This is a genomic window from Allobosea sp. Root381 (assembly GCF_001429395.1).
GTDB lineage: Bacteria > Pseudomonadota > Alphaproteobacteria > Rhizobiales > Beijerinckiaceae > Allobosea.
In genome coordinates, this window is the sequence record NZ_LMJT01000012.1 from 172,532 (window position 1) to 193,085 (window position 20,554).

The window sequence follows — 20,554 nt, forward strand, 5'->3', positions numbered from 1 at the left end:
CGTCCCCTTGCGGGGCGTCTGCTTCGCGTTTCCCGGAGCCGGCCTGCACGGCGGCGTGCTTCAGTCCGCTTCCTTCGATTTGCGCGCATCATAAGGTGCGAACGCGGCGCGGCAAGCCGTGCTGCGTCGCACTTTCGTGGCAGGCGCAAGCAATCCCCGGCGGATTCCGTCCTGTGGTAGATTGTCCCTGCTGGAGGGGCGGCCATGGCGCGCAACATCTGCATCTTCTCGGACGGCACCGGCCAGGCCGGCGGCGCGAATCCGATCAACTGGACCAGCATCTACCGCCTGTTCATGGCGACCCGGGAGGCCGACCGCCAGGGACAGATCTGCTTCTACGATCCGGGGCTCGGCGCCAATCCCGACAGCGGCGAGCAGCGTAGCCTGTTCCGGCGCGTCAAGGACGCGCTCGCCCAGGCCACCGGCTACGGCATCACCGACAACATCGTCGACTGCTATGCCGCGCTGCTGGTGAGCCATGAGCCGGGCGACCGCATCTTCCTGTTCGGCTTCAGCCGGGGCGCCTACACGGTGCGCAGCCTCGGCGGGGTGCTCGCTCTCTGCGGCGTGCCGACCGGGCTGCCGAAGGTCGCGCATTGGGACGATTTCCCCGAGGCGATCGTCGATCCCGTGGTGCGCAGGCTGGCGACGCAGGCCGTCAGCGAAGTCTACATGGTGAAGGATGCCGCCGAGCGGGCGCGCGCGGCCGAGGCCTTCCGGCAGGAGCACGGCACTAGCCCGAACCCGCCCTTCTTCGTCGGCGTATGGGATACGGTCCGCGCGCTCGGCCTGCCGGCTATCGGCAGCATGCCCGGCCGGCACAAATTCCACGATCCGGTACTCAACCGACAGGTCGCCCATGGTCGCCAGGCGCTGGCGATCGACGAGAACCGCCTGGTCTTCGCGCCCGAGCTCTGGGACGAGACGCAGGCGCCGCCGGGCCAGATCAGGCAGCTCTGGTTCGCGGGCGTGCACACCGACATCGGCGGCGGCTACGGCCTGCAGATGGGGCTGACGGATCTGACGCTGTCCTGGATGATCGACGAGGCTCGCGCCACCGCGCATCCCCTTAAGGTCGAGCCGGGGTTGCTCGCCGAATTGCGACCCGATCCGAAGGGCGTGCAGCATGACGAGCGAGCGACCTCGCGGCTGCCCTGGCGGGAGGGGACGCGGGAGCATTTCGTCGTCGATCGCTTCCAGCCGCTGCCGGCGGCAATGGCCGGGGCGGTCGAGCCGCGGCTGCAGGCACCGACGGTTCCGATCCTGACGACGATGCTGCCCTATCGGCCGCGCGCGCTACGCCTTCACCCGCCCTTCGCGGATTATTACCTGAACTGAGAGCCGGCGCCGGAGGGCCTTACAACCCACCCATCTTGCAGACGATGTCCCATTCCTCGTCGCTTACCGGCTGGACCGAGAGGCGGAAGGAGGTCACCAGCGACATTTTTGCGAGTTTCGGCTCGGCCTTGACCTGCGCCAGCGTCACCGGTTTCGGCAGCGGCTTCACCGCCTTGAAATCGACCAGCACCCAGGGCTCACCGGGAATCCAGTTATAGGCTTCCTTGATCACCTCGACGATGCCGACGACCGCGAGGCCCTCGTTCGAGTGGTAGAAGAAGACCTGCTCGCCCTGCTTCATTGCCATCAAGGCGAGCTTGGCTGTGTGGTTCTTCACTCCATCCCAATGCGTGCCCTTGGGTCCGGCGGCGACCTGCTGCTCCCAGGACCATTTCGAGGGTTCGGATTTGACGAGCCAGTGGGCCATGGGATGTCCGGAACGGTGGAGAAGCGGAGGATTCGTCGATAGCGAATTGGAGCCGGGCTGCCTACCCGCCGGCGCGTGCCAGCGGCTCTATTCCCCGCCTGCCTCGCCTTCGGGTAGCGGCACCGGCGGCTTCGAAGCTTCCGGCCCCTGCTCGTTCCAGAAGCGCACCATCTCGCGCGTCAGGGCGGCATAGTCCTTCGGATCGAGCTCGACCCGGACCTCGGCCTCGCCGAAAGGCAGGATCAGCACGAAGCGATGCGTGCCCTCGGCGCGGCGGCGGCGATGCTGGATCACCGGCTCGGCGATGCGGCCGGCGAGCGGCACCGGCTGGCTCTCGGCGACGAGCTCCGAGCCCGTCGTCTTCCTGACCTCCTTGAGCCCGCGCGCCACCCGCTTCGTCAGATCCGACCAGTCGCCCGCCATTCCCGTCTCCGTTTCCTGCGTTACAATCTCAGCGCTCGGCGCGCAGCGGGCGGGCCAGCAGGCTGGTCACCGCGTCGCGGACCTCGCTGTCACCGGCGATGATCGCGGTCACGGCTTCGGCGATCGGCATCTCCACACCGCGCTGCCGCGCCATCTGGGCCAGGATCGAGGCAGTATAGGCCCCTTCTGCCAGCTTTCCGCCCGCCGCGTCCGCGACGCTTCGACCCTGGCCCAACGCCAGGCCGAAGGAGAAGTTGCGCGACTGTGCCGAGGCGCAGCTCAGCACCACGTCGCCGAGGCCCGAGAGACCCATCAGCGTCTCGCCCTGCGCATCATAGGCCTCACCGAAGCGGCGCAGCTCCGCAAAGCCGCGCGCCACCAACGCGGCACGCGCGCTCTCGCCATAGCCCAGCCCGATGGCGATGCCGGCTGCGATGGCGAGCACGTTCTTGGCGGCGCCGCCGATCTCGACGCCGCGAGGGTCGGTGCTGTGATAGATGCGGAATGCCGGCGAGCTCAGCGCCCCGGCCAGGGCCTGCGCCAGATCGGCGTCGCCCGCGGCGAGCGTCACCGCCGTCGGCAGGCTGCGGCCGATATCGGCGGCGAAGCTCGGCCCGGAGAGGATTGCCGGCAGCGCGCCGGGGAAGGCTTCCGCGATCACCTGTGTGGTGAACAGGCCGGTCTTCTGCTCGATGCCCTTGGCGGCGGAGATCACCGGGCGGCCGGCGGGCAGGGCGTCCGCGAGCCTGCCGCAGGCGTCTCGGAGGCTCTGCGTCGGCACCGTGACGAGCAGGGCATCGGCTGCGGCCAGCGCCGCCAGCGAGGCGGTGGGCAGCACGGCATCGGGAAGCGCGACATCGGGAAGGCGCGGGGCCCGGCGGGTCCGTTCGATCGCGTTGACGGTGGCTTCGTCCCGGGCCCAGAGCAGCACCTTTCTGCCGGCGCGGGCCGCGGCCAGCGCGAGCGCCGCGCCATAGGCGCCGGCGCCGATCACGCCGATGGTGCGGAAATCTGCGGCGCCGCTCATACTTTTTCCGCCGGCTCCTGGGCGGCCGCGGCCTGCGGCACGAGTTCGTCGAGTGGCCAGCGCGGGCGGGCAAGCGCGCTCATGTCGTCGACCATGCCGAGGCGCAGCCGCTCCAGCCCGGCCCAGGCAATCATCGCGCCATTGTCCCCGCAGAGCGGCAAAGGCGGCGCGATCATCGGCAGGCCGGCCTCGGTCGCGAGCCTGGCGAGGCCGCGCCGGATCGCCTGGTTGGCGGCGACGCCGCCCGCCACGACGAGCGAGGAGGGCTTGATGCCGGCGGCATGGCAGGCGCGGAGGCCTGCGCGGGTGCGGTCGACCAGGACATCCACGGTCGCCGCCTGGAAGGAGGCGCAGAGATCGGCGACGTCGCGGTCAGACAGAGGGGCGATGCGCTCGGCCACGAGGCGCACGGCGGTCTTGAGGCCCGACAGCGAGAAGTCCGGGTTCGGCCTGCCCTGCATCGGGCGCGGGAAGTCGAAGCGCTCGGGGTCGCCCTTCAGCGCCTCGCGTTCGACCGAGGGGCCACCGGGATAGGGCAGGCCGAGCATCTTGGCGATCTTGTCGAAGGCCTCGCCGACCGCGTCGTCGATGGTGCCGCCGAGCTTGAGATAGTCGCCGACGCCGCGCACCGCGAGAAGCTGGGTGTGCCCGCCGGAGACCAGCAGGAGCAGATAGGGGAAGGCGAGATCGTCGGTCAGCCGTGCCGTCAGCGCATGGGCCTCGAGATGGTTCACCGCGATGAAGGGGCGCCCCGTCACCAGCGCGATCGCCTTGGCGGTGGTCAGCCCGACCATGACGCCACCGACGAGGCCGGGGCCTGCGGCTGCGGCGACGGCGTCGATGTCGCCGGGTTTCAGCCCGGCGCTCTCGAAGGCGCGCTCGACGACGCGGTCGATCGCCTCGACATGGGCGCGCGCCGCGATCTCCGGCACGACGCCGCCATAGGCGGCATGGGCGGCGATCTGGCTCAGCACCTCGTTGGAGAGGATCTTGGTCTGGCCGGAACGCTCGACCGACACGATCGCAGCCGCGGTCTCGTCACAGGTCGTCTCTATCCCCAGAACGCGCATGATCGGTCGGAATGTCCCGGGAGTTGGTCGATGGCGCGGAAGCCGGCGGAAGACGGCCCGGCGACGCAGCGCCGGCTACCCTCCCTATAGTGTGCGAGCGTGCAGAAGGCCAAGGGGCGTTGGTGCGGCGTTGGTGCGGAGGCGGGGCGTGGTCGCCATCCTGTGTCCTGCTGACGCATCGGGGAGGCGCCGGCTTGCGCGTCGGTGCCGCAGGCGGGATTGATGCGGTCGAGACCGCCAGGCGAGAGGAGACCGCATGCGCATTTTCGTGTTTCGCCCGCCGACCGAGGCCGCGCTCACGGCCGCCGCGCTGCGCGCCCATGGCCATGAGCCGGTGCTCGCGCCGCTCTTCGCGGTATCGCGGCTGCCCGAGCCCGCGCCGAAAGGGCCTTTCGCCGCACTCGTGCTCACCAGCGGCAACGCCGTGCCGGCGCTGTCCGAGCTGCCGCCGGCCTGGCGGGATCTGCCGGTCTTCGCTGTCGGCGAGCGCACGGCTGCGAAGGTGCGCGAGGCCGGTTTCGCAGATGCGCGCAGTGCCCGCGGCAACCGCGACGACATGGTCGCGCTGATCCGCAACGACCTTCCGATGCCGGGACGGCTGCTGCTGATCGCCGCACGCGACCGGCACCAGGATGTCGCGGACAAGCTCGGGGATGCGGGCTTCGAGGCGGTGACCTGGGTGGCCTATGCGGCGCAGGCCGTCACGGCCTTCCCCGAGCCGGCGCGGGAGGCCTTGCTGCAGGGCAAGGTCGACGGCGCACTGCATTATTCGGCGCGTGGCGCGCGGACCTGCCTCGAACTGGCGCAGGGCGCAGGCGTAGCCGAGGCGCTGCTCGAACTCACCCATGTCGCGCTCTCCGCGGATGTCGCCGCGCCGCTGATCTCGGCCGGGGCGAGCACGGTTCTGGTCGCCGAATATCCCGAAGAGGCGGCGCTGCTGGCGGCGCTCGACCAAGTGTCCGCTCGCAATCGCGGCGATGGCGATGTTACAGAGGGCATGGTCGCGCCGGCAGGCGTCGAGACGGATAAGGATGCGATGAGCGATTCCGAGACGCCGAAGGATACGGGTGGTGGCAAATCCGGCAGCAGGTCGAGCCGGAAATCCGGCCGTACCCCGCCGACGATCCAGCTGACGGCGCGGGAAACGGAAAGCCGGGAAACCGAAGGCCAGGAAACCGAAAGCACAGCGGCCGAAGCCGCAACGGAGACTGCGCCGGCATCGGTGGCGAGCGAGATCGCGCCGGAGGCGGTGCTGCCGACCGAGGCGCTGCCGCGCGAGTACAAGCCGGGCGACGACAACTTGGCCAGGGCGGTTCCGGAGCCCGAGGCGGATTCCGTTCATTCGTCGCAGGAGCGCGGCGCCGATGAGCCGGCGCCCACAACGGTCGCGCCTGCGCCGGCAGAGCCACGCTCGCGCCTGCCCGCGCTCGCTCTTGCCGGGCTGGTCGGCGGCGTCGTTGGTGCCGGGCTCGTCACCTTCATAGCGAGCCGCAATGCGCCCTCGGTCACGCCTGAGCAGGTCGCCGCGCTGCAAGGCCGGATCGACAGCCTGCAGGGCGCGGCCGGCGAGCTGGAAAGCAAGGCTGCCGCCGCGTCGGAGGCCGCTACGAAGGCGGGCGCTGCCGCAGCCGCGGCGACGGCCCGTGCCAGCGAGGTCGCCGCCGCGCAGGCTCCAGACGCCGCCGCGATCGCGGCGCTGAATGCGCAGGCGCAGCGCGCCGAGGCAGCCGCCAGCACCGCCCGCCAGATGCTCGAACAGGCCTCGGCCCGGATCGGCAATGTCGAGACGCTGGCGAAGGCGGCCGCGGCGCCGAGCCCGCAGGCGCTGGCCGCGGCGCGGGTCGTGCTGGCCGAGCGGGTCCGGTCGGCGCTGGGCTCCGGGCGGCCCTTCGTGAGCGATGTCGCGGCGCTGGCCACGGGCGGCGGCGCGGCCGAGCAGCTCGCGGCGCTGAATGCGGTCGCGGCGACAGGAGCGCCGACGAAGGACGCGTTGCTGGCGCAGCTGCGCACGCATCGGGCGATGTTCGCCCGCGAGATCACGCCGGACACGGCCGGTTGGCAGGACCGGCTGCTCGGGCTCGCCAGCCGCATCGTCAGCATCCGGCCTGTCGGCGATACCGGCGCGAACGATCCGGCGACGCTGCCGATGCGGCTCGAGAACGCGATCGCGGCGGGCGACATCGTCGCCGCCGCCGGCCTTTGGGCGCAACTGCCCGAGCCGGCGCGGCGCGCCAGCACCGGTTTCGGCGAGGCGCTGCAGAAGCGGGCGGCGGCGGATGCGGCGATCGCCAAAATCGCGCAGGATGCAGTGGCTGCGCTCGGCGCGGCCGGCTGACGGAAGGATAGGGGTTCATGGTTCGCGTACTGCTCTATCTCGCCGTCTTCGCCGCTCTGGCCGTAGGCGCCGTCTGGCTCGCCGACCGGCCGGGCGAGGTCTCGGTGCTCTGGCAGGGCTATCGGATCGAGACGAGCGTCGCGATCGCCGCCGTCGGGGTGGTCGTGCTGGCCTTGCTGGCGATGCTGGGCTGGGGCCTGCTGCGGTTCGTGCTCGGCCTGCCCTCGGCCTTCAGCTTTGCCTCGCGGGCGCGGCGCCGCGCCAAGGGTTTCGAGGCGGTTTCGCGTGGCATGGTCGCGATCGGTGCGGGCGATCCCGTCGCCGCCGGCCGCCATGCCGTCGATGCGCGGCGCTTCGCGGGCGACGAGCCGCTGACCTTGCTGCTGGAGGCGCAGGCCGCCCAGCTCTCGGGCGATCGCGGCCGCGCCGAAGCGGCCTTCAAGACCATGCTCGACAAACCCGAAACGCGCGTGCTCGGCCTGCGCGGCCTGTTCGTCGAGGCCAAGCGCCGCGGCGACATGGCGGCGGCGCGCGCCTTCGCCGACGATGCGGTGCGGCGCTCGCCCTCGCTGGCCTGGGCCAATGACGCGCTGCTCGATTTCCACACCAATGCCGGGGACTGGCAGGCGGCCCGCACCGCCGTCGAGCGCCGCGCGGCGCTCAGACTTGCCGAGAAGGCCGAGGCCAAGCGCCAGCGCGCGGTTCTGCTCGCAGCCGAAGCCCAGGAGGCGCGAGGCAGCGAGCCGGAGAAAGCGCTCGCGGCCGCGCTCGAGGCGGTGAAGCTGGCGCCGGGCCTGACCCCGGCGGCGGCGCTCGCCGGCCGCATGCTGGCCGAGCGCGGCGATGTCCGCAAGGCTGCCAAGCTGCTGGAAGCGGCCTGGAAGGAGGCCCCGCACCCGGATATCGCCGCCGCCTATCTCGATGCCCGCCCCGGCGACAGCGCGCAGGACCGTCTCGCGCGCGCCGTTACGCTGACGAAGCTGCGCCCGTCCGACCCCGAGGGCGTGCTGGCATTGGCCGGCGCCGCGATCCATGCGCGCGATTTCGCCAAGGCCCGCGAGACGCTGAAGCCGCTCCTCGCCGGCGGCCCCACGGTGCGCTCCTGCCTGCTGATGGCCGAGCTCGAGGAGGCCGAGCACGGCGCGGCCGGGCGCGTGCGCGAATGGCTGTCGCGGGCGACGCGCGCCCCGCGCGATGCCGCCTGGGTGGCCGACGGGCTGGTCTCCGACACCTGGATGCCGGTCTCGCCGGTCTCGGGGCGGCTCGACGCCTTTGTCTGGACGATCCCGCCGGCGACGCTCGGCAGCCATGCGCCGGCGCTCGACGACGTGCTGGCCGATCTGGACGATTCGACGCCGCTGATCGAGGCGCGGGCCGAGACGGTCGAGCCGGTCGCCGTGCCGCCGCTGCCGCCGGTTCCGGTCGCTCCCCCGCCTCCGGCAGCGCCGGTGGCCGAGCCGCCGAAGCCGGAGCCGGTCGTGGAGAAGGTGCCCGAAACCGCGCCGCCGGCCCCAATTGCGCCCGAGCCTGTCGCCGTTGCCAAGGTCGCCGTTGCCAAGGCAGAGCCGAAGCCGGCTGTCGCCGAGCCCAAGCCGGATCAGAAGGCGGGCGCCGCGACGGATGCCCGCGCCAAGCCGGTGATCTTCCCGGTCGCGCACGCACCGGACGATCCCGGCCCGGAGGAGGCGCAGCCCGTCGAGGAGAAGAAGGGCAAGTTCCGCCTCTTCGGTTGAAGGCATTGGCAACACGCCAGGCGCCTTCTCTTATCCTCCCACGCCGTCATCCCGGGTCTGCAATTCGCTTCGCCCGGGAGGACCTGTTTCGTTTCGTCGAGGCCGGATAAGACCATCCGCGCGAAAAGGCGTGCGGGCCGCGCCTGCGCGCCCTATAGCGTCGGTCATGACATCCGAAATGAGCGAAGCGGTGCCGCCGGGCGCCGGAGTCACCCTGCATGTCGCCGCCGAGCAGGCCGGCGAACGGCTCGACAAGGCGCTGGCCCTGCTCGCCGGCGAGATTTCGCGGGCGAGGCTGCAGCAGGTGATCAAGGATGGCGGGGTCAGCCTCAACGGCACCGTCGCGACCGACGGCAAGCGCAAGGTCGCGGAAGGCGATGCGATCTCGCTGGTGATGCCGGCGGCGCGCCCACCCGACCCGGTCGGCCAGGACATCCCGCTCGACGTCGTCTACGAGGACGAACACCTGATCGTCATCGACAAGCCGGCTGGGCTCGTCGTCCATCCCGCCGGCGGGCATGAGGACGGCACGCTGGTCAATGCGCTGATCGCCCATTGCGGCGAGAGCCTCTCCGGCATCGGCGGCGTGCGCAGGCCGGGCATCGTGCATCGGCTCGACAAGGATACCAGCGGGCTGCTCGTCGTCGCCAAGAACGACCGCGCGCATCAGAAGCTCGCCAAGCAGTTCGCCGATCATGGCCGCACCGGGCCGCTGCAGCGCGCCTATCTCGCGATCGTCTGGGGCGCTCCGCGCCTGCGCGAGGGCACGATCGACGCCCCGATCGAGCGCTCGAACCGCAACCGCGAGAAGATGATGGTGGTGAAAGGGGAGCGCGGCCGTCAGGCGATCACCCATATCGAGCTGATCGAGCGCTATCCGCCGCTGCTGAAGGGGCTTGACGAGATCGAACCGCTCGCAAGTCTGGTCGAATGCCGGCTCGAAACCGGCCGCACCCACCAGATCCGTGTGCATATGAGCCATATCGGTCATCCGCTGCTGGGCGACCAGCTCTACGGCTCCGGCTTCGCCACCAAGGCCGCCCGCCTGCCAGAGACCGTGCGCGAGGCGCTGTCGGCGTTGGGACGGCAGGCGCTGCATGCCACGCTGCTGGGATTCGAGCATCCCGCGACAGGCGAAGAGATGCTGTTTGAGGCCGAGCCGCCGGCCGATTTTGCAAATCTGCAAGCTGCGCTCGCGATCCTGTGAGCGGATCTGGCTTGGCTGCCTAGTTTCCGCCAAGCTCTCTTGGCATATAGTGAGATGTCGGATGCGGATGGCCAAGGGGGCGCCGCGAATGGCTGGGGCAGGGGAGAACCCTTCGGGGGCTCACGCGTTACCGGACATGAGATCCGAGCCTGCGCGAAGGTTGATCGCGCGGTGGGTCTGCCGCTTGGCGGGGGCCCTGGAAGGAGAACGAGCATGGCGAGTGCTTCGCTGCCCGTCCTGTCCGCCGAGGGCGGACTTTCACGTTACCTCGACGAAATCCGCAAGTTCCCAATGCTGGAACCGAGCGAGGAATTCATGCTGGCCAAGCGCTGGCGCGAGCATGGCGACCGCGACGCGGCGCACAGGCTCGTGACGTCTCATCTGCGGCTCGTCGCCAAGATTGCCATGGGCTATCGCGGCTACGGCCTGCCGATCGGCGAGGTCGTGTCCGAAGGCAATGTCGGCCTGATGCAGGCCGTCAAGCGCTTCGAGCCCGACAAGGGCTTCCGCCTCGCCACCTACGCCATGTGGTGGATCAAGGCCTCGATTCAAGAGTACATCTTGCGCTCCTGGTCGCTCGTGAAGATGGGCACCACGGCGAACCAGAAGAAGCTGTTCTTCAACCTGCGCAAGGCCAAGAGCAAGATCTCGGCTCTGGGCGAGGGCGACCTGCGCCCCGACCAGGTCAAGCAGATCGCGACCAAGCTCGGCGTCAACGAGCAGGACGTCGTCGACATGAACCGCCGGCTCGGCGGCGACGCGTCGCTGAACACGCCTGTGCGCGAGGATGGCGAGGGCGAGTGGCAGGACTGGCTGGTCGACGACAGCGAGAGCCAGGAGCGGCGCCTCGCCGATTCCGAGGAAGCCGACAACCGCCATGCGGCGTTGCGCGAGGCGCTCGACGTGCTGAACCCACGCGAACGGCGCATCTTCGAGGCGCGCCGGCTGGCCGAGGACCCGATCACGCTGGAGCAGCTCTCCGAGGAATTCGGGGTGTCGCGCGAGCGCGTTCGCCAGATCGAAGTCAGGGCGTTCGAGAAGATCCAGGACGCCGTGAAGAAGGCGCTGACCCGGATCGAGGCGCCGCGCGCGGCGTTGCCGGCGGCGTAACGGTTTCGCCTTGCAAAACGACTTCAGGGGCGCGGGTTTCCGCGCCCTTTTTTGATGCGTTCGGCCAAGAGGTGATCTCGACAAGACAATGCGCTGGTCATCCCGAACAGGCGGCGAAGCCGCGCTGATCCGGGACCCATGCCTGAACCGTTCCGCCACGGATCCCGGGTATCCGCTTCGCTAGGCCCTGGATGGCGCGTTTGTGATCGCTCTCTCAATACAGCGCCGGCAGGGGCTGGAGCGGCAGGCGGATCGGGCCGAGATAGACGCGGCCCTCGCGCAGCACGATCGGGGGCAGGGCGGTCAGACCGGGCGCGGCGCCCGGCAGTTGTGCGCTCAGGCGCCCGCCGAGCAGGCTGCCCAGACCTGCTGCAAGACCCCCGACAGGGATGCCGGCGATCTGCTTCACGCCCGCGAGCGAGGCCTGGATCTGCCCGGCCGGGCGATGGGTCTGGTCGATCAGGAACTGGCCGGCAGCCTCGATACGGGTCTCGCCCTTCACCGAGACCAGCCGCGTCACCTCGATCTGGCCGCCGGCATTGCGCCAGGCCTCGAGCGCGTCCGGGTTGAGGCCGATGCGGAAGGCCTGGGTCTGGGTTGCTGTGGCCTGGATATCGACATCGCCGGGCTCGGTGGTGCCGAGCAAAGCGTCGAGCGCGGGCAGGACCGAACCCTTGACGGTGATCGCGAGGTCGACCGCCTGGTCGGCCGCAGGCCGCGTCGGGTTCTGGCGCAGATGCAGTTCGAGCGCCGATGCGCGCCAACTCTCGGTCGCCAGCCCAGGGGCGGTGAGGCTGGCGGTCGGCTCGGCCAGGACGAGGGCGACCCGCTCCGGATCGCCGTTGCGGTGGGCGAGGCTTGCTTCCAGCCGCTGCCAGCCGAGGTCGAGCTTGCGCCCTTCGGGCAGCGTCGCCTGCAGCGGGCCGGTGATCCGGGCGATGACGAGGTTCGGCGTGTAGATCTGGCCGACGGCCAGCGCCGGCCCGGTCTGGACGCGGACCTCCTCGCCCCAGCGGGCCGAGGCCAGCGACAGCGAGGCGCAGCGCAGCTCGACCCGGAAAGGGAATCCGGTGACGCTGCGGTCCGCGCAGGTCCAGCTGCGGCCGAGCCCCGCCTCGCGCGCCAGGGCCGTATCGACCGCGTCGACGACCCGGCTGCGGACGACCAGCCAGAAGCCGGACCAGGCGATGGCGACGATGGCGAGCAGCACGAAGGGAGCGTAGAGCCAGAAGCGGCTGCGGCGCCCGGAAGCGATATCGGTCATGCGGTGGCGATCCATTGCGCTGAAGCGGGGAGATTGTTAGCTCCCGTAGGACACGGGCACCAGCCCGCGCCAGGCATCAAGCAGGCCGGCGGGGCCAAATTATGGGCCGGCGCGGCGGAGGCGACATGACATCCGAATTCGGCGGGTCCGAGCTCTGGGTCTTCGGCTATGGCTCGCTGATCTGGCGGCCGGGCTTCGATTTCGAGGAGAGCGTCGCGGGGCGCCTCCACGGCTATCACCGCTCGTTGTGCATCTTCTCGCATGTCCATCGCGGCACGCCGGACCGGCCGGGCCTCGTGCTCGGGCTCGATCGTGGAGGCGTCTGCCGGGGGCTCGCCTTCCGCGTCGCGGCGGAGCGGGCGCAGGAGACGGTCGCCTATCTGCGCGCCCGCGAGCAGGCGACGTCGGTCTATGTCGAGCGGCAGATGCCGGTGCGGCTGGAGGATGGCCGCTCCATCAGGGCGCTGGTCTATGTCGCCGACCGCAAGCACCTGCAATATGCCGGGCGACTGCCGCGCGCGAAGCAGCTCGAACTGGTGCGGCATGGCCGCGGCTCTTCCGGCGTGAACCCGGACTATGTCTTGCTGACCGACGAGCACCTGCGCAAGATGGGCATCTTCGACCCCGTGCTGGCGGGGCTGGCCGAAGAGCTCTCGCCCGGGGCCGCGCCGCGGCCGCATCTGTAGAGCCGTCCAGCCTCCCCCGGGCATTGCCGAGGAGCTCAGGCGACGAAGCAATCCAGGGGCGTAGAGCGCTGCCGCCCCTGGATTGCTTCGCTGACGCTCGCAATGACGGCGGAGCTCACACCTCGGGCATCAGGTCGAGCAGGGCGGCGCGGCGGCTGATGCCGTCCTCAGCGAGGAGATGGACATGGATCTCGCTCGCGCCGGCCCGGGCCACGGCCTGTTGCCAGCGCGTCAGCGCCGCCTCGACGCCGAAGGGGCCGCTGTCGCGCGCCGCCAGGATGCGCCGATCCTCCGAAACCGCGAGCAGCACCGCATCGGTGAAGCCGAGCGCATGCTCGTCTCCCAGCGCGAAGACCGAGGCGACATAGCGCCGGCCGGAGCGGCCGCGCCAGGCTGTGAAGCGCCGCCCTACGAGCCCGGCCGTGCTGCGCATCGGCATTTCATGCGCCGTCGGCATCTGCCGGTCGGCGAAGAGGTCGCTCTGATCCTGGTGTCGATAGGCGAGGGCAGCCATATCGTTCCTCCTTTGTTCTAAAACAAAATGAGAACGAGCGGCCGGCCTGTCAAGGGGTATGCGCGGCGGGGATCAGCCCTGCTGCCGCGGGCTGTCAGCAGTATCGGCGAGCGGGTCCAGACCCAACCGCGCGAGCTCGGCGCGGCCCTGGGCCAGCAGGCGGTCGCTGGCAGTCTCGATCTGCTCCTGCAGCAGGGCCTGGAATTCGCGCTTGTCCAGCCCCGGGGCGATCGGCGGCAGGATTTCGAGCCGGATCGTTCCGGGACGGCGCAGGAACTTGCGCCGCGGCCAGTAGAGGCCGGCGTTCAGCGCCACGGGCAGGCAGGGCAGGCCGAGCTCGCCATAGAGCTGAGAGACGCCGAACTTGTAGGCCGGCGGGGCGCCGGGTGGCCGGCGCGTGCCTTCCGGGAAGATCAGCAGCTGGCGGCCGTTATCGCGCAGCTCGATCTTGGCACGGCGCATGACCTGAGCCAGCGCGCGCGCCTTGGCGCCACGATCGACCGGGATCATCCTAAATTTGTGCAGGCACCAGCCGAAGAACGGAATCCAGATCAGCTCGCGCTTGAGGATGAAGATCGGATCCTCGAAGAGCGTCATCATCACGAAGGTTTCCCAGAACGACTGGTGCTTCGCTGCGACGATCATGCCGCCCGGCGGGATGTGCTCGCGTCCGGTGATCTCGTAGTCCGTTCCGGCGACGACGCGCTGCAGCCAAAGCGCTGTATGAGCCCAGCCGACCGTGACCGCGAGCATGGCCCGCCGCGGCAGCAGGAGCGCCGGTAGGGCCGCGAAGACCAGCCACAGGCTCAGGTTCGCGTAGAACAGGATGTTGAAGGCGAGCGAGCGCAAAATCAGCATGGGGCGCAAAGAGCTTGCCGCCCCGCCGCCGTCAAGCGCCGCCGCTGCCGTCAGCCATCCTGTCGGGCGTTTTTCAGCTGGCTGCGTCTTTCCTGCTCTGTGCCAACCGGCTCCGTCGGCTGCGCCGAAATCGGCTTGCGGCCGCCGATGATGACGGAGAGCCGCGACGTTTCCGGGTCGCTCTCGACCATGCTGCGCAGGCGGGCCGCGAGATATTTTCCGTATTCGGGCACGAGGACCTTGGCGGTGCTCCAGCGATTCCACCAGCCCGAAATGTCGATCTGGTCGGTGACCACGGGATGGGGGACAAGGCGCAAGCGGGGCATCGCATGGGCGAACTCAGCCAGCACGCGCGGCATGTGGTAGTTCGAGGTCACGACCAGCAGCGAGCGGAAGCCGTGGGCGTTCGCCCAGCGGCGGGCTTCGATGGCGTTGCCGATGGTGTTGCGGGCGCGATAGTCGAGATCGACGCAGCAGGCGAGCAGATCACGCGCCGAAGGGTTGAGCCTCGCCAGCTCCTCGCGGTTGGTCTTCTCGTTCACGCCGCTGATCAGCAGGCGTGAACCGCGCTCGGCGCCGAGCAGGCCGATGGCGTCGTCGACGCGTTGCGAGCCGCCGGTGACGACGACGATGGCGTCGGTGCGGGGTACTGCGGCCGGCTCGCGGCCGGAGATGGCAGCAGCGAAGCGGGCATAGCCGAAGCCCAGTGTCGCAGTCGCGGCGACGAGCAGCGCAAGAGCCGTCCAGAGTACGACGAGCCAGAGCCGCACGCGCCGAGCGGCGGCGTCGGGGGCCGGGCTCGGCTCGCGCGCGGTATAGGCCAGTTGGTCGCGCCTGGTACCGATCATCGCCATGAAGCCCTGACAATACAGGGCCAATCGGGCATAACCGCGGCAGAGGGATGCGCCATCACGCCGCCCCCCATGCCAGCACGCGCAGATAGTGCCGGACGGTGAAGCGCGAGACGAGCCCCGAGATCGCCGCCACGACCATCGCGACCAGGATGACCGCGACGTAGCCGGACCAGCCGATCTCGAAGGCGCCGAACATCGCCTGGAGTTGCTCGGCCTCGGGCGCGGCGCTCCAGCGCGAGGACAGCCAGCCGAGCAAGGCGATGACGATGATCGCCGCGAACCCGCCGACCGCCCCGCCACGCAGGCCGAGCCGGATGAAGCGGCTCTGGAATTCACGCGCGATGAAAGCGTCGTCGGCCCCGACGAGATGCAGCACCTCGACGCTGTCGCGGCTGCCGGCCATGGCGCCGCGGGTGGCGAAGGCGACCGCCAGCGCCGCCGCCGCGAGCACCAGCAGAACGACCGCGGCGCCGGACAGGACGATGGTGCTCGCCATGGTCGAGAGCCGGCGGACCCAGAGGCGGTGATCGTCGAGGATCGCGCTCGGCACCTCGCGCCGCAGCGTCGCGCCGAAGGTGGCAAGGTCCGGTCCGTTGCCGGGGCGCAGCTTCAGGACGATCAGCCGCGGCACCGGCAGCTCGACGAGGTCGAGCCCCGCCCCGAGCCAGGGTTCGAGCAGCTTGTCGGATTCCGCCCGTGGCACGGCGCGCACCGATTCGATGCCGGCGACCCCCTGGGCCATTGCGACGGCGCGCGCGATGTCGGCCTCGATGTCGCGGCGCGAATCCGGCCTGATCTGGATCGTCATCTCGTCGGCGACGGCGCTGCGCCATTGCTCGGAGGCGCGGGCGGCGAGCACGGCGGCCCCCGCGCTCAGCGCCGCCAGGAAGGTCAGGATCGCGATGACCGCCATCAGCGCGCGCCCGGCGACCGAATCGACCGGGACGAGCGGCTGGTCGCGCCGCAGATTGCTCGGCAGCGTGCGCTCCTCGCGCTCGAACTCGCGGCTGCCGGACTCAGGCATCGACATGGAGATGGCCATCGGCGAGGACGAGGCGCGGGGCGTCGTAGAGTTCCATCAGGCCGAGGTCATGCGTTGCGATCACCACCGCCGTGCCGAGCGCCTGCAATTCCATGAAGAGGCGCAGCAGCCGGCGGCCGAGGCCGGGATCGACATTGCCCGTCGGCTCGTCGGCGAGCAGAAGCTCGGGCCTGCCGATCAGGGCACGGGCGATGGCGGCCCGCTGCTTCTCGCCGCCCGAGAGCACGGGCGGGACAGCATGCATGCGCTCGCCCAGGCCAACCCAGCGCAGCAGCTCTACGACCTCGGCGCGGTAGCTCGCCTCCTCCTTGCCGAGTACGCGCAACGGCAGGGCGACGTTCTCGTAGAGGGTGAGATGGTCGAGCAGGCGGAAATCCTGGAAGACCACGCCCATGCGGCGGCGGAAGGCGGTCAGCGTCGCCGCGTCGAGCCGCGAGACGTCCTGGCCGAACAGGTTGACGAGCCCGCGCGTCGGCTGCAGCGCCATCAGGATGAGGCGCATCAGGGTCGTCTTGCCGGCGCCCGAGGGCCCGGTCAGATACTGGAACGAACGCGGCTCGATGCTGAAGCTGATGTCCTTCAGCACCTCCGGGCCCATGCCATATCGCAGGCCGACATTCTCGAACCGAACCAAACCGTTTCCCCGAAGGCCAGCGAATCTCCGCCGCCGATCCTACACCGCTTGCACCGCCTTGCGGAAAGGCGACGCGAGAGCGCAGCATGGCCGAGAGTTCTTCACGCGACGTTAACCATGAGGCGCGCCAATGAGGGACGCGCGCGGCGTCGCGGCAGCGCCCGCATCGATAGGGCTCGCGCCCGCCAAGCACAGGAGCCGCCCGGCGAACGCCATGCTGATCGTCTGCCCTTCCTGCGCCAGCCGCTACGAACTCGACGGGGCCAAGCTCGGCACGGAGGGCCGCAAGGTGCGCTGCGCCACTTGCCAGACCTTGTGGCATGTCATGCCCGAGCCGGAGCTGCAGGAGGTGCCGTCGGCGGAGGAGACGCAGGCGCTGCTGACCGAGGAGCTGGAGCAGGCCGCGGCGATCGAGGCACAGGTCTCGGCCCTCGCCGCCGAGCGGGACGAGGCTGTGGACGAGGAGCCGGTGGCGCCGCCGCCCCGCCGCGGCAGGCGCACCGCGCGCAAACCATCCCGCAAGGCCGGATCGCTGGCGGGACGAGCGCCGGGCAGGGCCGTCACGATCGCCGCGATGCTGTCGATCGCGGGGCTCGCCCTGTTCGGCGTCCTGCTATGGCAGCGCGAGCGGGCCGTGCGCGCCGCCCCGCAGCTCGCCTCCGTCTTCGAGACGCTCGGATTTGCGGTCAATGCCCGCGGCCTGCAGCTGAGCGCGATCGAGAGCGGGCTGATCGACGACGTGGCCGGCCGTTTCCTCATCGTCGAGGGCGACGTCATCAATATCACCCGCGGCAGCGCCAGGGTGCCGCCGATCGAGGTCGCGGTAAAGGATGCCGCCGGGCAGACGCTGTACAGCTGGAAGACTGAACCGTCGCGCAGCGAGCTGGAGCCTGCCGAGCTGATGCGCTTTCGGGCGCGGCTGGCTTCGCCGCCGGCGGCAGGGCAATCGGTGCAGGTGCGCTTCGTCGCCTCGGACCGGGGCGGCGCGGAGGCCGTGAACTGATATTGAGTTGCAGGCCTGCGATGTGCTGCTTTCGGATGACAGGCCTATCCAGGTCTCGTCGGGGGATTTAAACCTCGAAACAGCGGAAGAATCGCGCCGCTTCGCGGGCCATCGGCAGGCCCCGGCGACGCCTCATGAAGGACGATCAGGACCATGGCCGAGCCACGGCGCATCAGGGTGCTCTATGACGAGGCGACGATCGCGCGCCGCAACGAGGAGATGGCGGAAGCCATCGCCGCGACCGCGCCGCCGGACCTGCTCGTCGTCGCGGTGCTCAAGGGCAGCTTCATGTTCGTCGCGGACCTGATCCGCGCCATGCACCGCGCCGGCATGTCGCCGCAGGTCGAGTTCGTGCACCTGTCGAGCTACCGGGCCGCGACCGTGTCATCCGGCCAGGTCGAGATCCTGCGCGACGTGCAGAGCGATGTCCGCGGCCGCGAGGTGCTGCTGGTCGACGACATCCTCGAATCGGGCCGCACGCTCACCTTCGCCAAGGATTTGCTGGCGGCGCGCGGGGCCTCCAAGGTCTCCACGGTGGTGCTGCTGGAGAAGCCGGGCAAGCGGGCCGTCAACCTGACGCCGGACTATGTCGGTTTCGAATGCCCCGACTATTTCGTCGTGGGCTACGGCATGGATGTCGCGCATTCCTATCGGCAGCTGCCCTATGTCGGCGTGATCGAGACCGCCGACCAGGCCGGCCTGCCCGGGATCTGAGCCGATGTCGCGCATCCTGGTCGTCGACGATGAGGAGCCGCTGCGGGCGCTGGTGGCGCGCGGGCTTGCGATGGACGGCCATACCTGCCTGACGGCCGCGGACGGCGCCGAGGCGCTCGACGTGCTGATGGCCGAGCAGGGCCGTTTCGACCTGCTGCTCACCGATATCCGCATGCCGCTGATGGACGGCATCGCGCTGGCGCTTGCGGCCAAGCAGGCCTTCCCCGAGCTCACCATCATGCTGATGACCGGCTATGCCGAGCAGCGCGAGCGCGCCCGCAGCCTGGATGCGATCGTCGCGGAGGTCATGACCAAGCCCTTCACCATCGCCGAATTGCGGACGACGGTGATGAACGTGATCGAGCGCTCGATCGGCTGACGCCGGTCAGCGGTTCAGCCACCAGATCGAGACGTTGAGCAGCGTCGCGAAGGACACCCAGGCGGCATAGGGCCAGAGCAGCAGCGGCGCCGCTTTGTCGAGACGGCCGAAGGCCTTGATCGTCGCCAGGACCAGCGCGAGCAGCGGCAGGATGACGAGAATGCCACCGAGCGGGCTGTTCAGCCCGAAGAAGACGCAGGACCAGAGCAGGTTCAGCACCAGCTGCACATGGTAGAGCCATAACGCGGCGGCCCTGCCGGGCGATGCCGCGGGCAGGCGCAGGATGCGGAACACCGCATAGGCCATCATCCCGAAGAGCGTGGTCCAGACCGGCCCGAACACCCAGTTCGGCGGGTTGAAGGGCGGCTTGGCGAGGCCGGCATACCACTCCGGTATCTGCGGCACGGTGGCGGCGCTGCCGATCACTGAGGCGAGCACGACCGGGGCGATGGCGATCAGGATATCGCGCCAGAGCGGACTGTTCGCGGGTCGGTCGAAATCGGAGGCGCTCATCGTCGAATGATGCGGCCGTCCTGCCGGTACGACAAGCGCGCCGACACGTTGCCGCCCTGCGCGCCGATCATGGGACCTGTCGCGAGGTGCTCGAAGCGACCTAGCGCCAGATCGTCCTGGCCAGGGCGAGCAGCCGGGTGCGCTCGGCAAGCCCGTTGCTGCCGCCATTGACCAGCCGGGTTACGAGGGCGATGTCGTCTGCATCGGCTGCGGCTTCCATTCCGCGCTCGCGCCAATAGGCGAAGGCGATGGCGAGCGAGGCCGCCGGCTCCGCAGCCCGCTCCGGATCAGCTTCGAGGTCGATGCCGATAAGGGCGCCGAAGCGGCGGTAATTGAACCGTCCTGTCAGCTGGAAGATGCCGCGGCCATGGAAGCGTACACCGTCCCCAGGTTCCATGTTGCCGAGGTCGCGGCGGCCCTCATAGCGCGCGTACCAGGCGGGGCCGCCATATTCGTCCAGCGTGCGCAGGCCGTCCGTCTCATGCGCTGCCTGGGCGAGGAAATGGCAGATGCGCAGGCGGGTGCTGACGCCGGAACTCGTCGCCAGCCTGTCGAAGGATGCGGCGATGCCGTCTACGATCACGCCCGTTCCGGCGGGCGCGAGACGCAGGAGGCGTTCACGCGTGACGGCGAGCGGCGGCGCAGTTGTGACGGGGAGCGGCCCCGTGCTGCCGGATGCACGCATGGACATGAATGGCCTCCTCGTCTGGGGAAGCCATCATCGCTGCGGGATGGGACGCGGGGATAAACTTTGCGGCAGCCCCGCGCGGCTGCGTCAGCCGCTCACGGCCGTGTATTCGGTCTCGATCGAGGAGGAATGGGTCTCGTGGTCGAAGCCGTAGATGTGGATCGAGATCGCCTCGCCCGGCCCGAGATTGCGCATGCGATGGATGTTCGGGCCGGATGGCAACATGCAGGCGACGTATCCGGCCGCACGATCCCGCTCATCGGTCGCGACTGCGCGTTTTGCGTCGATGGCACGATACCAGGTCTCGGTGACCGTGCCCGAGACCACGCCGAAGCAGCAGGAACAGTGATGATCATGGATCGAGGTCACTGCGCCTTCGGCCCAGACCATCGCCCAGACGCTGACCGCGTCGTCTCCGGCGAGCAGGTTGCGAGCGTAGCCGCCGGGCTTGCGCACGAGAGGCAGGCGCTGGACGAGGTCAGGCACCGCGACGAGCGCGTGCAGCACCTCATCGGCGGCGGCGAGATAGTCCCGGCACAGCGTCCCCTGATCGGCCCTGAGGCTGCGCAGGACGGTCCCGCGATGCTCTTCGTCCAGAAAACCCTGCATACCGGCGTGCCCCATCATTGTCGTCAAAGGATACGGGAGCGCGCTGGAACGGAGTTGCGTTGTCGGGAGGAAAGCTCGGAAATCCGGAAGCCTGTATCAATTCAACTGGGATATTGAGAAAATTTT

At 69.8% G+C, this 20,554-nt stretch carries 22 protein-coding genes; 9 read left to right on the forward strand and 13 right to left on the reverse strand.

Annotated features, from left to right (window positions below; translation table 11 throughout):
* Positions 1-204: 204 nt before the first annotated feature.
* The gene (locus ASE63_RS12260; RefSeq protein ID WP_056801319.1) at positions 205-1,338 is read left to right on the forward strand and encodes a DUF2235 domain-containing protein; all 1,134 of its coding nucleotides are present in this window, start codon (positions 205-207) and stop codon (positions 1,336-1,338) included.
* Positions 1,339-1,357: 19 nt separating this feature from the next.
* Here the strand turns inward: ASE63_RS12260 and ASE63_RS12265 are convergent, their stop codons facing one another.
* The 4 genes from ASE63_RS12265 to tsaD form a co-directional block, all read right to left on the reverse strand.
* Positions 1,358-1,765, reverse strand: a complete 408-nt coding sequence (locus ASE63_RS12265) for an EVE domain-containing protein (protein ID WP_056801322.1) — start codon at positions 1,763-1,765, stop codon at positions 1,358-1,360.
* A gap of 87 nt (positions 1,766-1,852) precedes the next feature.
* A complete protein-coding gene (locus ASE63_RS12270; RefSeq protein ID WP_056801324.1) occupies positions 1,853-2,188 on the reverse strand; it encodes a hypothetical protein in 336 nt (111 codons plus the stop codon).
* A 28-nt stretch (positions 2,189-2,216) separates the two neighbouring features.
* Complete coding sequence (locus ASE63_RS12275) at positions 2,217-3,215, reverse strand: NAD(P)H-dependent glycerol-3-phosphate dehydrogenase (protein WP_056801326.1); 999 nt, start codon at positions 3,213-3,215, stop codon at positions 2,217-2,219.
* Positions 3,212-4,285: a tRNA (adenosine(37)-N6)-threonylcarbamoyltransferase complex transferase subunit TsaD gene (gene tsaD, locus ASE63_RS12280; RefSeq protein ID WP_056801328.1), complete on the reverse strand. Its 1,074-nt coding sequence runs from the start codon at positions 4,283-4,285 to the stop codon at positions 3,212-3,214. Before tsaD ends, ASE63_RS12275 begins: the two co-directional genes overlap by 4 nt.
* A 256-nt stretch (positions 4,286-4,541) precedes the next feature.
* Here tsaD and ASE63_RS12285 point away from each other — a divergent pair, with 256 nt between their 5' ends.
* The 4 genes from ASE63_RS12285 (at position 4,542) to rpoH (ending at position 10,670) form a co-directional block, all read left to right on the forward strand.
* Positions 4,542-6,620 carry a uroporphyrinogen-III synthase gene (locus ASE63_RS12285; protein ID WP_056801330.1) on the forward strand — a complete coding sequence of 693 codons (2,079 nt, stop codon included), beginning with the start codon at positions 4,542-4,544 and terminating at the stop codon, positions 6,618-6,620.
* A gap of 17 nt (positions 6,621-6,637) precedes the next feature.
* Complete coding sequence (locus tag ASE63_RS12290) at positions 6,638-8,353, forward strand: heme biosynthesis HemY N-terminal domain-containing protein (protein WP_056801331.1); 1,716 nt, start codon at positions 6,638-6,640, stop codon at positions 8,351-8,353.
* Positions 8,354-8,531: 178 nt separating this feature from the next.
* Positions 8,532-9,560 (forward strand): RluA family pseudouridine synthase, encoded by a 1,029-nt coding sequence (locus ASE63_RS12295; RefSeq protein ID WP_244491385.1) that lies wholly within the window; start codon positions 8,532-8,534, stop codon positions 9,558-9,560.
* Between the two features lie 213 nt (positions 9,561-9,773).
* Entirely contained in the window at positions 9,774-10,670 is an 897-nt protein-coding gene (gene rpoH / locus ASE63_RS12300) for an RNA polymerase sigma factor RpoH (protein ID WP_056801335.1), read from the forward strand.
* 214 nt (positions 10,671-10,884) lie between these two features.
* Here rpoH and ASE63_RS12305 read toward each other — a convergent pair whose 3' ends face one another.
* Positions 10,885-11,934, reverse strand: coding sequence for a DUF2125 domain-containing protein (locus ASE63_RS12305; protein ID WP_162261763.1), 1,050 nt, complete (start codon positions 11,932-11,934; stop codon positions 10,885-10,887).
* A gap of 125 nt (positions 11,935-12,059) precedes the next feature.
* Between ASE63_RS12305 and ASE63_RS12310 the strand changes: the two genes are divergently transcribed.
* Positions 12,060-12,620, forward strand: coding sequence for a gamma-glutamylcyclotransferase (locus tag ASE63_RS12310; RefSeq protein ID WP_056801743.1), 561 nt, complete (start codon positions 12,060-12,062; stop codon positions 12,618-12,620).
* A gap of 115 nt (positions 12,621-12,735) precedes the next feature.
* Here ASE63_RS12310 and ASE63_RS12315 read toward each other — a convergent pair whose 3' ends face one another.
* The 5 genes from ASE63_RS12315 to ftsE form a co-directional block, all read right to left on the reverse strand.
* Positions 12,736-13,134: a hypothetical protein gene (locus tag ASE63_RS12315; RefSeq protein WP_056801339.1), complete on the reverse strand. Its 399-nt coding sequence runs from the start codon at positions 13,132-13,134 to the stop codon at positions 12,736-12,738.
* A gap of 72 nt (positions 13,135-13,206) precedes the next feature.
* Positions 13,207-13,992 (reverse strand): lysophospholipid acyltransferase family protein, encoded by a 786-nt coding sequence (locus tag ASE63_RS12320; RefSeq protein WP_056801340.1) that lies wholly within the window; start codon positions 13,990-13,992, stop codon positions 13,207-13,209.
* A 50-nt stretch (positions 13,993-14,042) separates the two neighbouring features.
* Entirely contained in the window at positions 14,043-14,870 is an 828-nt protein-coding gene (locus ASE63_RS12325; RefSeq protein WP_156410319.1) for a YdcF family protein, read from the reverse strand.
* Positions 14,871-14,901: 31 nt separating this feature from the next.
* A complete protein-coding gene (locus ASE63_RS12330; RefSeq protein ID WP_348271352.1) occupies positions 14,902-15,876 on the reverse strand; it encodes an ABC transporter permease in 975 nt (324 codons plus the stop codon).
* Entirely contained in the window at positions 15,863-16,522 is a 660-nt protein-coding gene (ftsE, locus tag ASE63_RS12335; protein ID WP_056801343.1) for a cell division ATP-binding protein FtsE, read from the reverse strand. The genes ASE63_RS12330 and ftsE overlap by 14 nt, the downstream gene beginning before the upstream one ends.
* 130 nt (positions 16,523-16,652) lie before the next feature.
* Here ftsE and ASE63_RS12340 point away from each other — a divergent pair, with 130 nt between their 5' ends.
* The 3 genes from ASE63_RS12340 (at position 16,653) to ASE63_RS12350 (ending at position 18,618) form a co-directional block, all read left to right on the forward strand.
* Complete coding sequence (locus tag ASE63_RS12340) at positions 16,653-17,525, forward strand: zinc-ribbon domain-containing protein (RefSeq protein ID WP_056801345.1); 873 nt, start codon at positions 16,653-16,655, stop codon at positions 17,523-17,525.
* A gap of 153 nt (positions 17,526-17,678) precedes the next feature.
* Entirely contained in the window at positions 17,679-18,239 is a 561-nt protein-coding gene (hpt, locus tag ASE63_RS12345) for a hypoxanthine phosphoribosyltransferase (protein ID WP_056801347.1), read from the forward strand.
* 4 nt (positions 18,240-18,243) lie between these two features.
* The gene (locus ASE63_RS12350) at positions 18,244-18,618 is read left to right on the forward strand and encodes a response regulator (protein ID WP_056801349.1); all 375 of its coding nucleotides are present in this window, start codon (positions 18,244-18,246) and stop codon (positions 18,616-18,618) included.
* 6 nt (positions 18,619-18,624) lie between these two features.
* Here ASE63_RS12350 and ASE63_RS12355 read toward each other — a convergent pair whose 3' ends face one another.
* The 3 genes from ASE63_RS12355 to ASE63_RS12365 form a co-directional block, all read right to left on the reverse strand.
* Positions 18,625-19,131: a TspO/MBR family protein gene (locus ASE63_RS12355; protein ID WP_056801352.1), complete on the reverse strand. Its 507-nt coding sequence runs from the start codon at positions 19,129-19,131 to the stop codon at positions 18,625-18,627.
* A gap of 100 nt (positions 19,132-19,231) precedes the next feature.
* Positions 19,232-19,822: a glycoside hydrolase family 19 protein gene (locus tag ASE63_RS12360; protein WP_056801354.1), complete on the reverse strand. Its 591-nt coding sequence runs from the start codon at positions 19,820-19,822 to the stop codon at positions 19,232-19,234.
* A gap of 84 nt (positions 19,823-19,906) precedes the next feature.
* On the reverse strand, positions 19,907-20,428 hold the full coding sequence (locus ASE63_RS12365; RefSeq protein ID WP_056801356.1) for a cysteine dioxygenase family protein: 522 nt from the start codon (positions 20,426-20,428) through the stop codon (positions 19,907-19,909).
* Positions 20,429-20,554: the final 126 nt, after the last annotated feature.

Coding starts and splice junctions, on each gene's coding strand:
- ASE63_RS12265 (WP_056801322.1), bottom strand. CDS start 1,765: ATGGCCCACTGGCTCGTCAAATCCGAACCCTCGAAATGGTCCTGGGAG.
- ASE63_RS12340 (WP_056801345.1), top strand. CDS start 16,653: ATGAGGGACGCGCGCGGCGTCGCGGCAGCGCCCGCATCGATAGGGCTC.
- ASE63_RS12295 (WP_244491385.1), top strand. CDS start 8,532: ATGAGCGAAGCGGTGCCGCCGGGCGCCGGAGTCACCCTGCATGTCGCC.
- tsaD (WP_056801328.1), bottom strand. CDS start 4,285: ATGCGCGTTCTGGGGATAGAGACGACCTGTGACGAGACCGCGGCTGCG.
- ASE63_RS12275 (WP_056801326.1), bottom strand. CDS start 3,215: ATGAGCGGCGCCGCAGATTTCCGCACCATCGGCGTGATCGGCGCCGGC.
- ASE63_RS12290 (WP_056801331.1), top strand. CDS start 6,638: ATGGTTCGCGTACTGCTCTATCTCGCCGTCTTCGCCGCTCTGGCCGTA.
- ASE63_RS12365 (WP_056801356.1), bottom strand. CDS start 20,428: ATGCAGGGTTTTCTGGACGAAGAGCATCGCGGGACCGTCCTGCGCAGC.
- hpt (WP_056801347.1), top strand. CDS start 17,679: ATGGCCGAGCCACGGCGCATCAGGGTGCTCTATGACGAGGCGACGATC.
- ASE63_RS12315 (WP_056801339.1), bottom strand. CDS start 13,134: ATGGCTGCCCTCGCCTATCGACACCAGGATCAGAGCGACCTCTTCGCC.
- ASE63_RS12350 (WP_056801349.1), top strand. CDS start 18,244: ATGTCGCGCATCCTGGTCGTCGACGATGAGGAGCCGCTGCGGGCGCTG.
- ASE63_RS12320 (WP_056801340.1), bottom strand. CDS start 13,992: ATGCTGATTTTGCGCTCGCTCGCCTTCAACATCCTGTTCTACGCGAAC.
- ASE63_RS12355 (WP_056801352.1), bottom strand. CDS start 19,131: ATGAGCGCCTCCGATTTCGACCGACCCGCGAACAGTCCGCTCTGGCGC.
- ASE63_RS12310 (WP_056801743.1), top strand. CDS start 12,060: ATGACATCCGAATTCGGCGGGTCCGAGCTCTGGGTCTTCGGCTATGGC.
- ASE63_RS12285 (WP_056801330.1), top strand. CDS start 4,542: ATGCGCATTTTCGTGTTTCGCCCGCCGACCGAGGCCGCGCTCACGGCC.
- ASE63_RS12260 (WP_056801319.1), top strand. CDS start 205: ATGGCGCGCAACATCTGCATCTTCTCGGACGGCACCGGCCAGGCCGGC.
- ASE63_RS12270 (WP_056801324.1), bottom strand. CDS start 2,188: ATGGCGGGCGACTGGTCGGATCTGACGAAGCGGGTGGCGCGCGGGCTC.
- ASE63_RS12360 (WP_056801354.1), bottom strand. CDS start 19,822: ATGTCCATGCGTGCATCCGGCAGCACGGGGCCGCTCCCCGTCACAACT.
- rpoH (WP_056801335.1), top strand. CDS start 9,774: ATGGCGAGTGCTTCGCTGCCCGTCCTGTCCGCCGAGGGCGGACTTTCA.
- ASE63_RS12330 (WP_348271352.1), bottom strand. CDS start 15,876: ATGTCGATGCCTGAGTCCGGCAGCCGCGAGTTCGAGCGCGAGGAGCGC.
- ASE63_RS12305 (WP_162261763.1), bottom strand. CDS start 11,934: ATGACCGATATCGCTTCCGGGCGCCGCAGCCGCTTCTGGCTCTACGCT.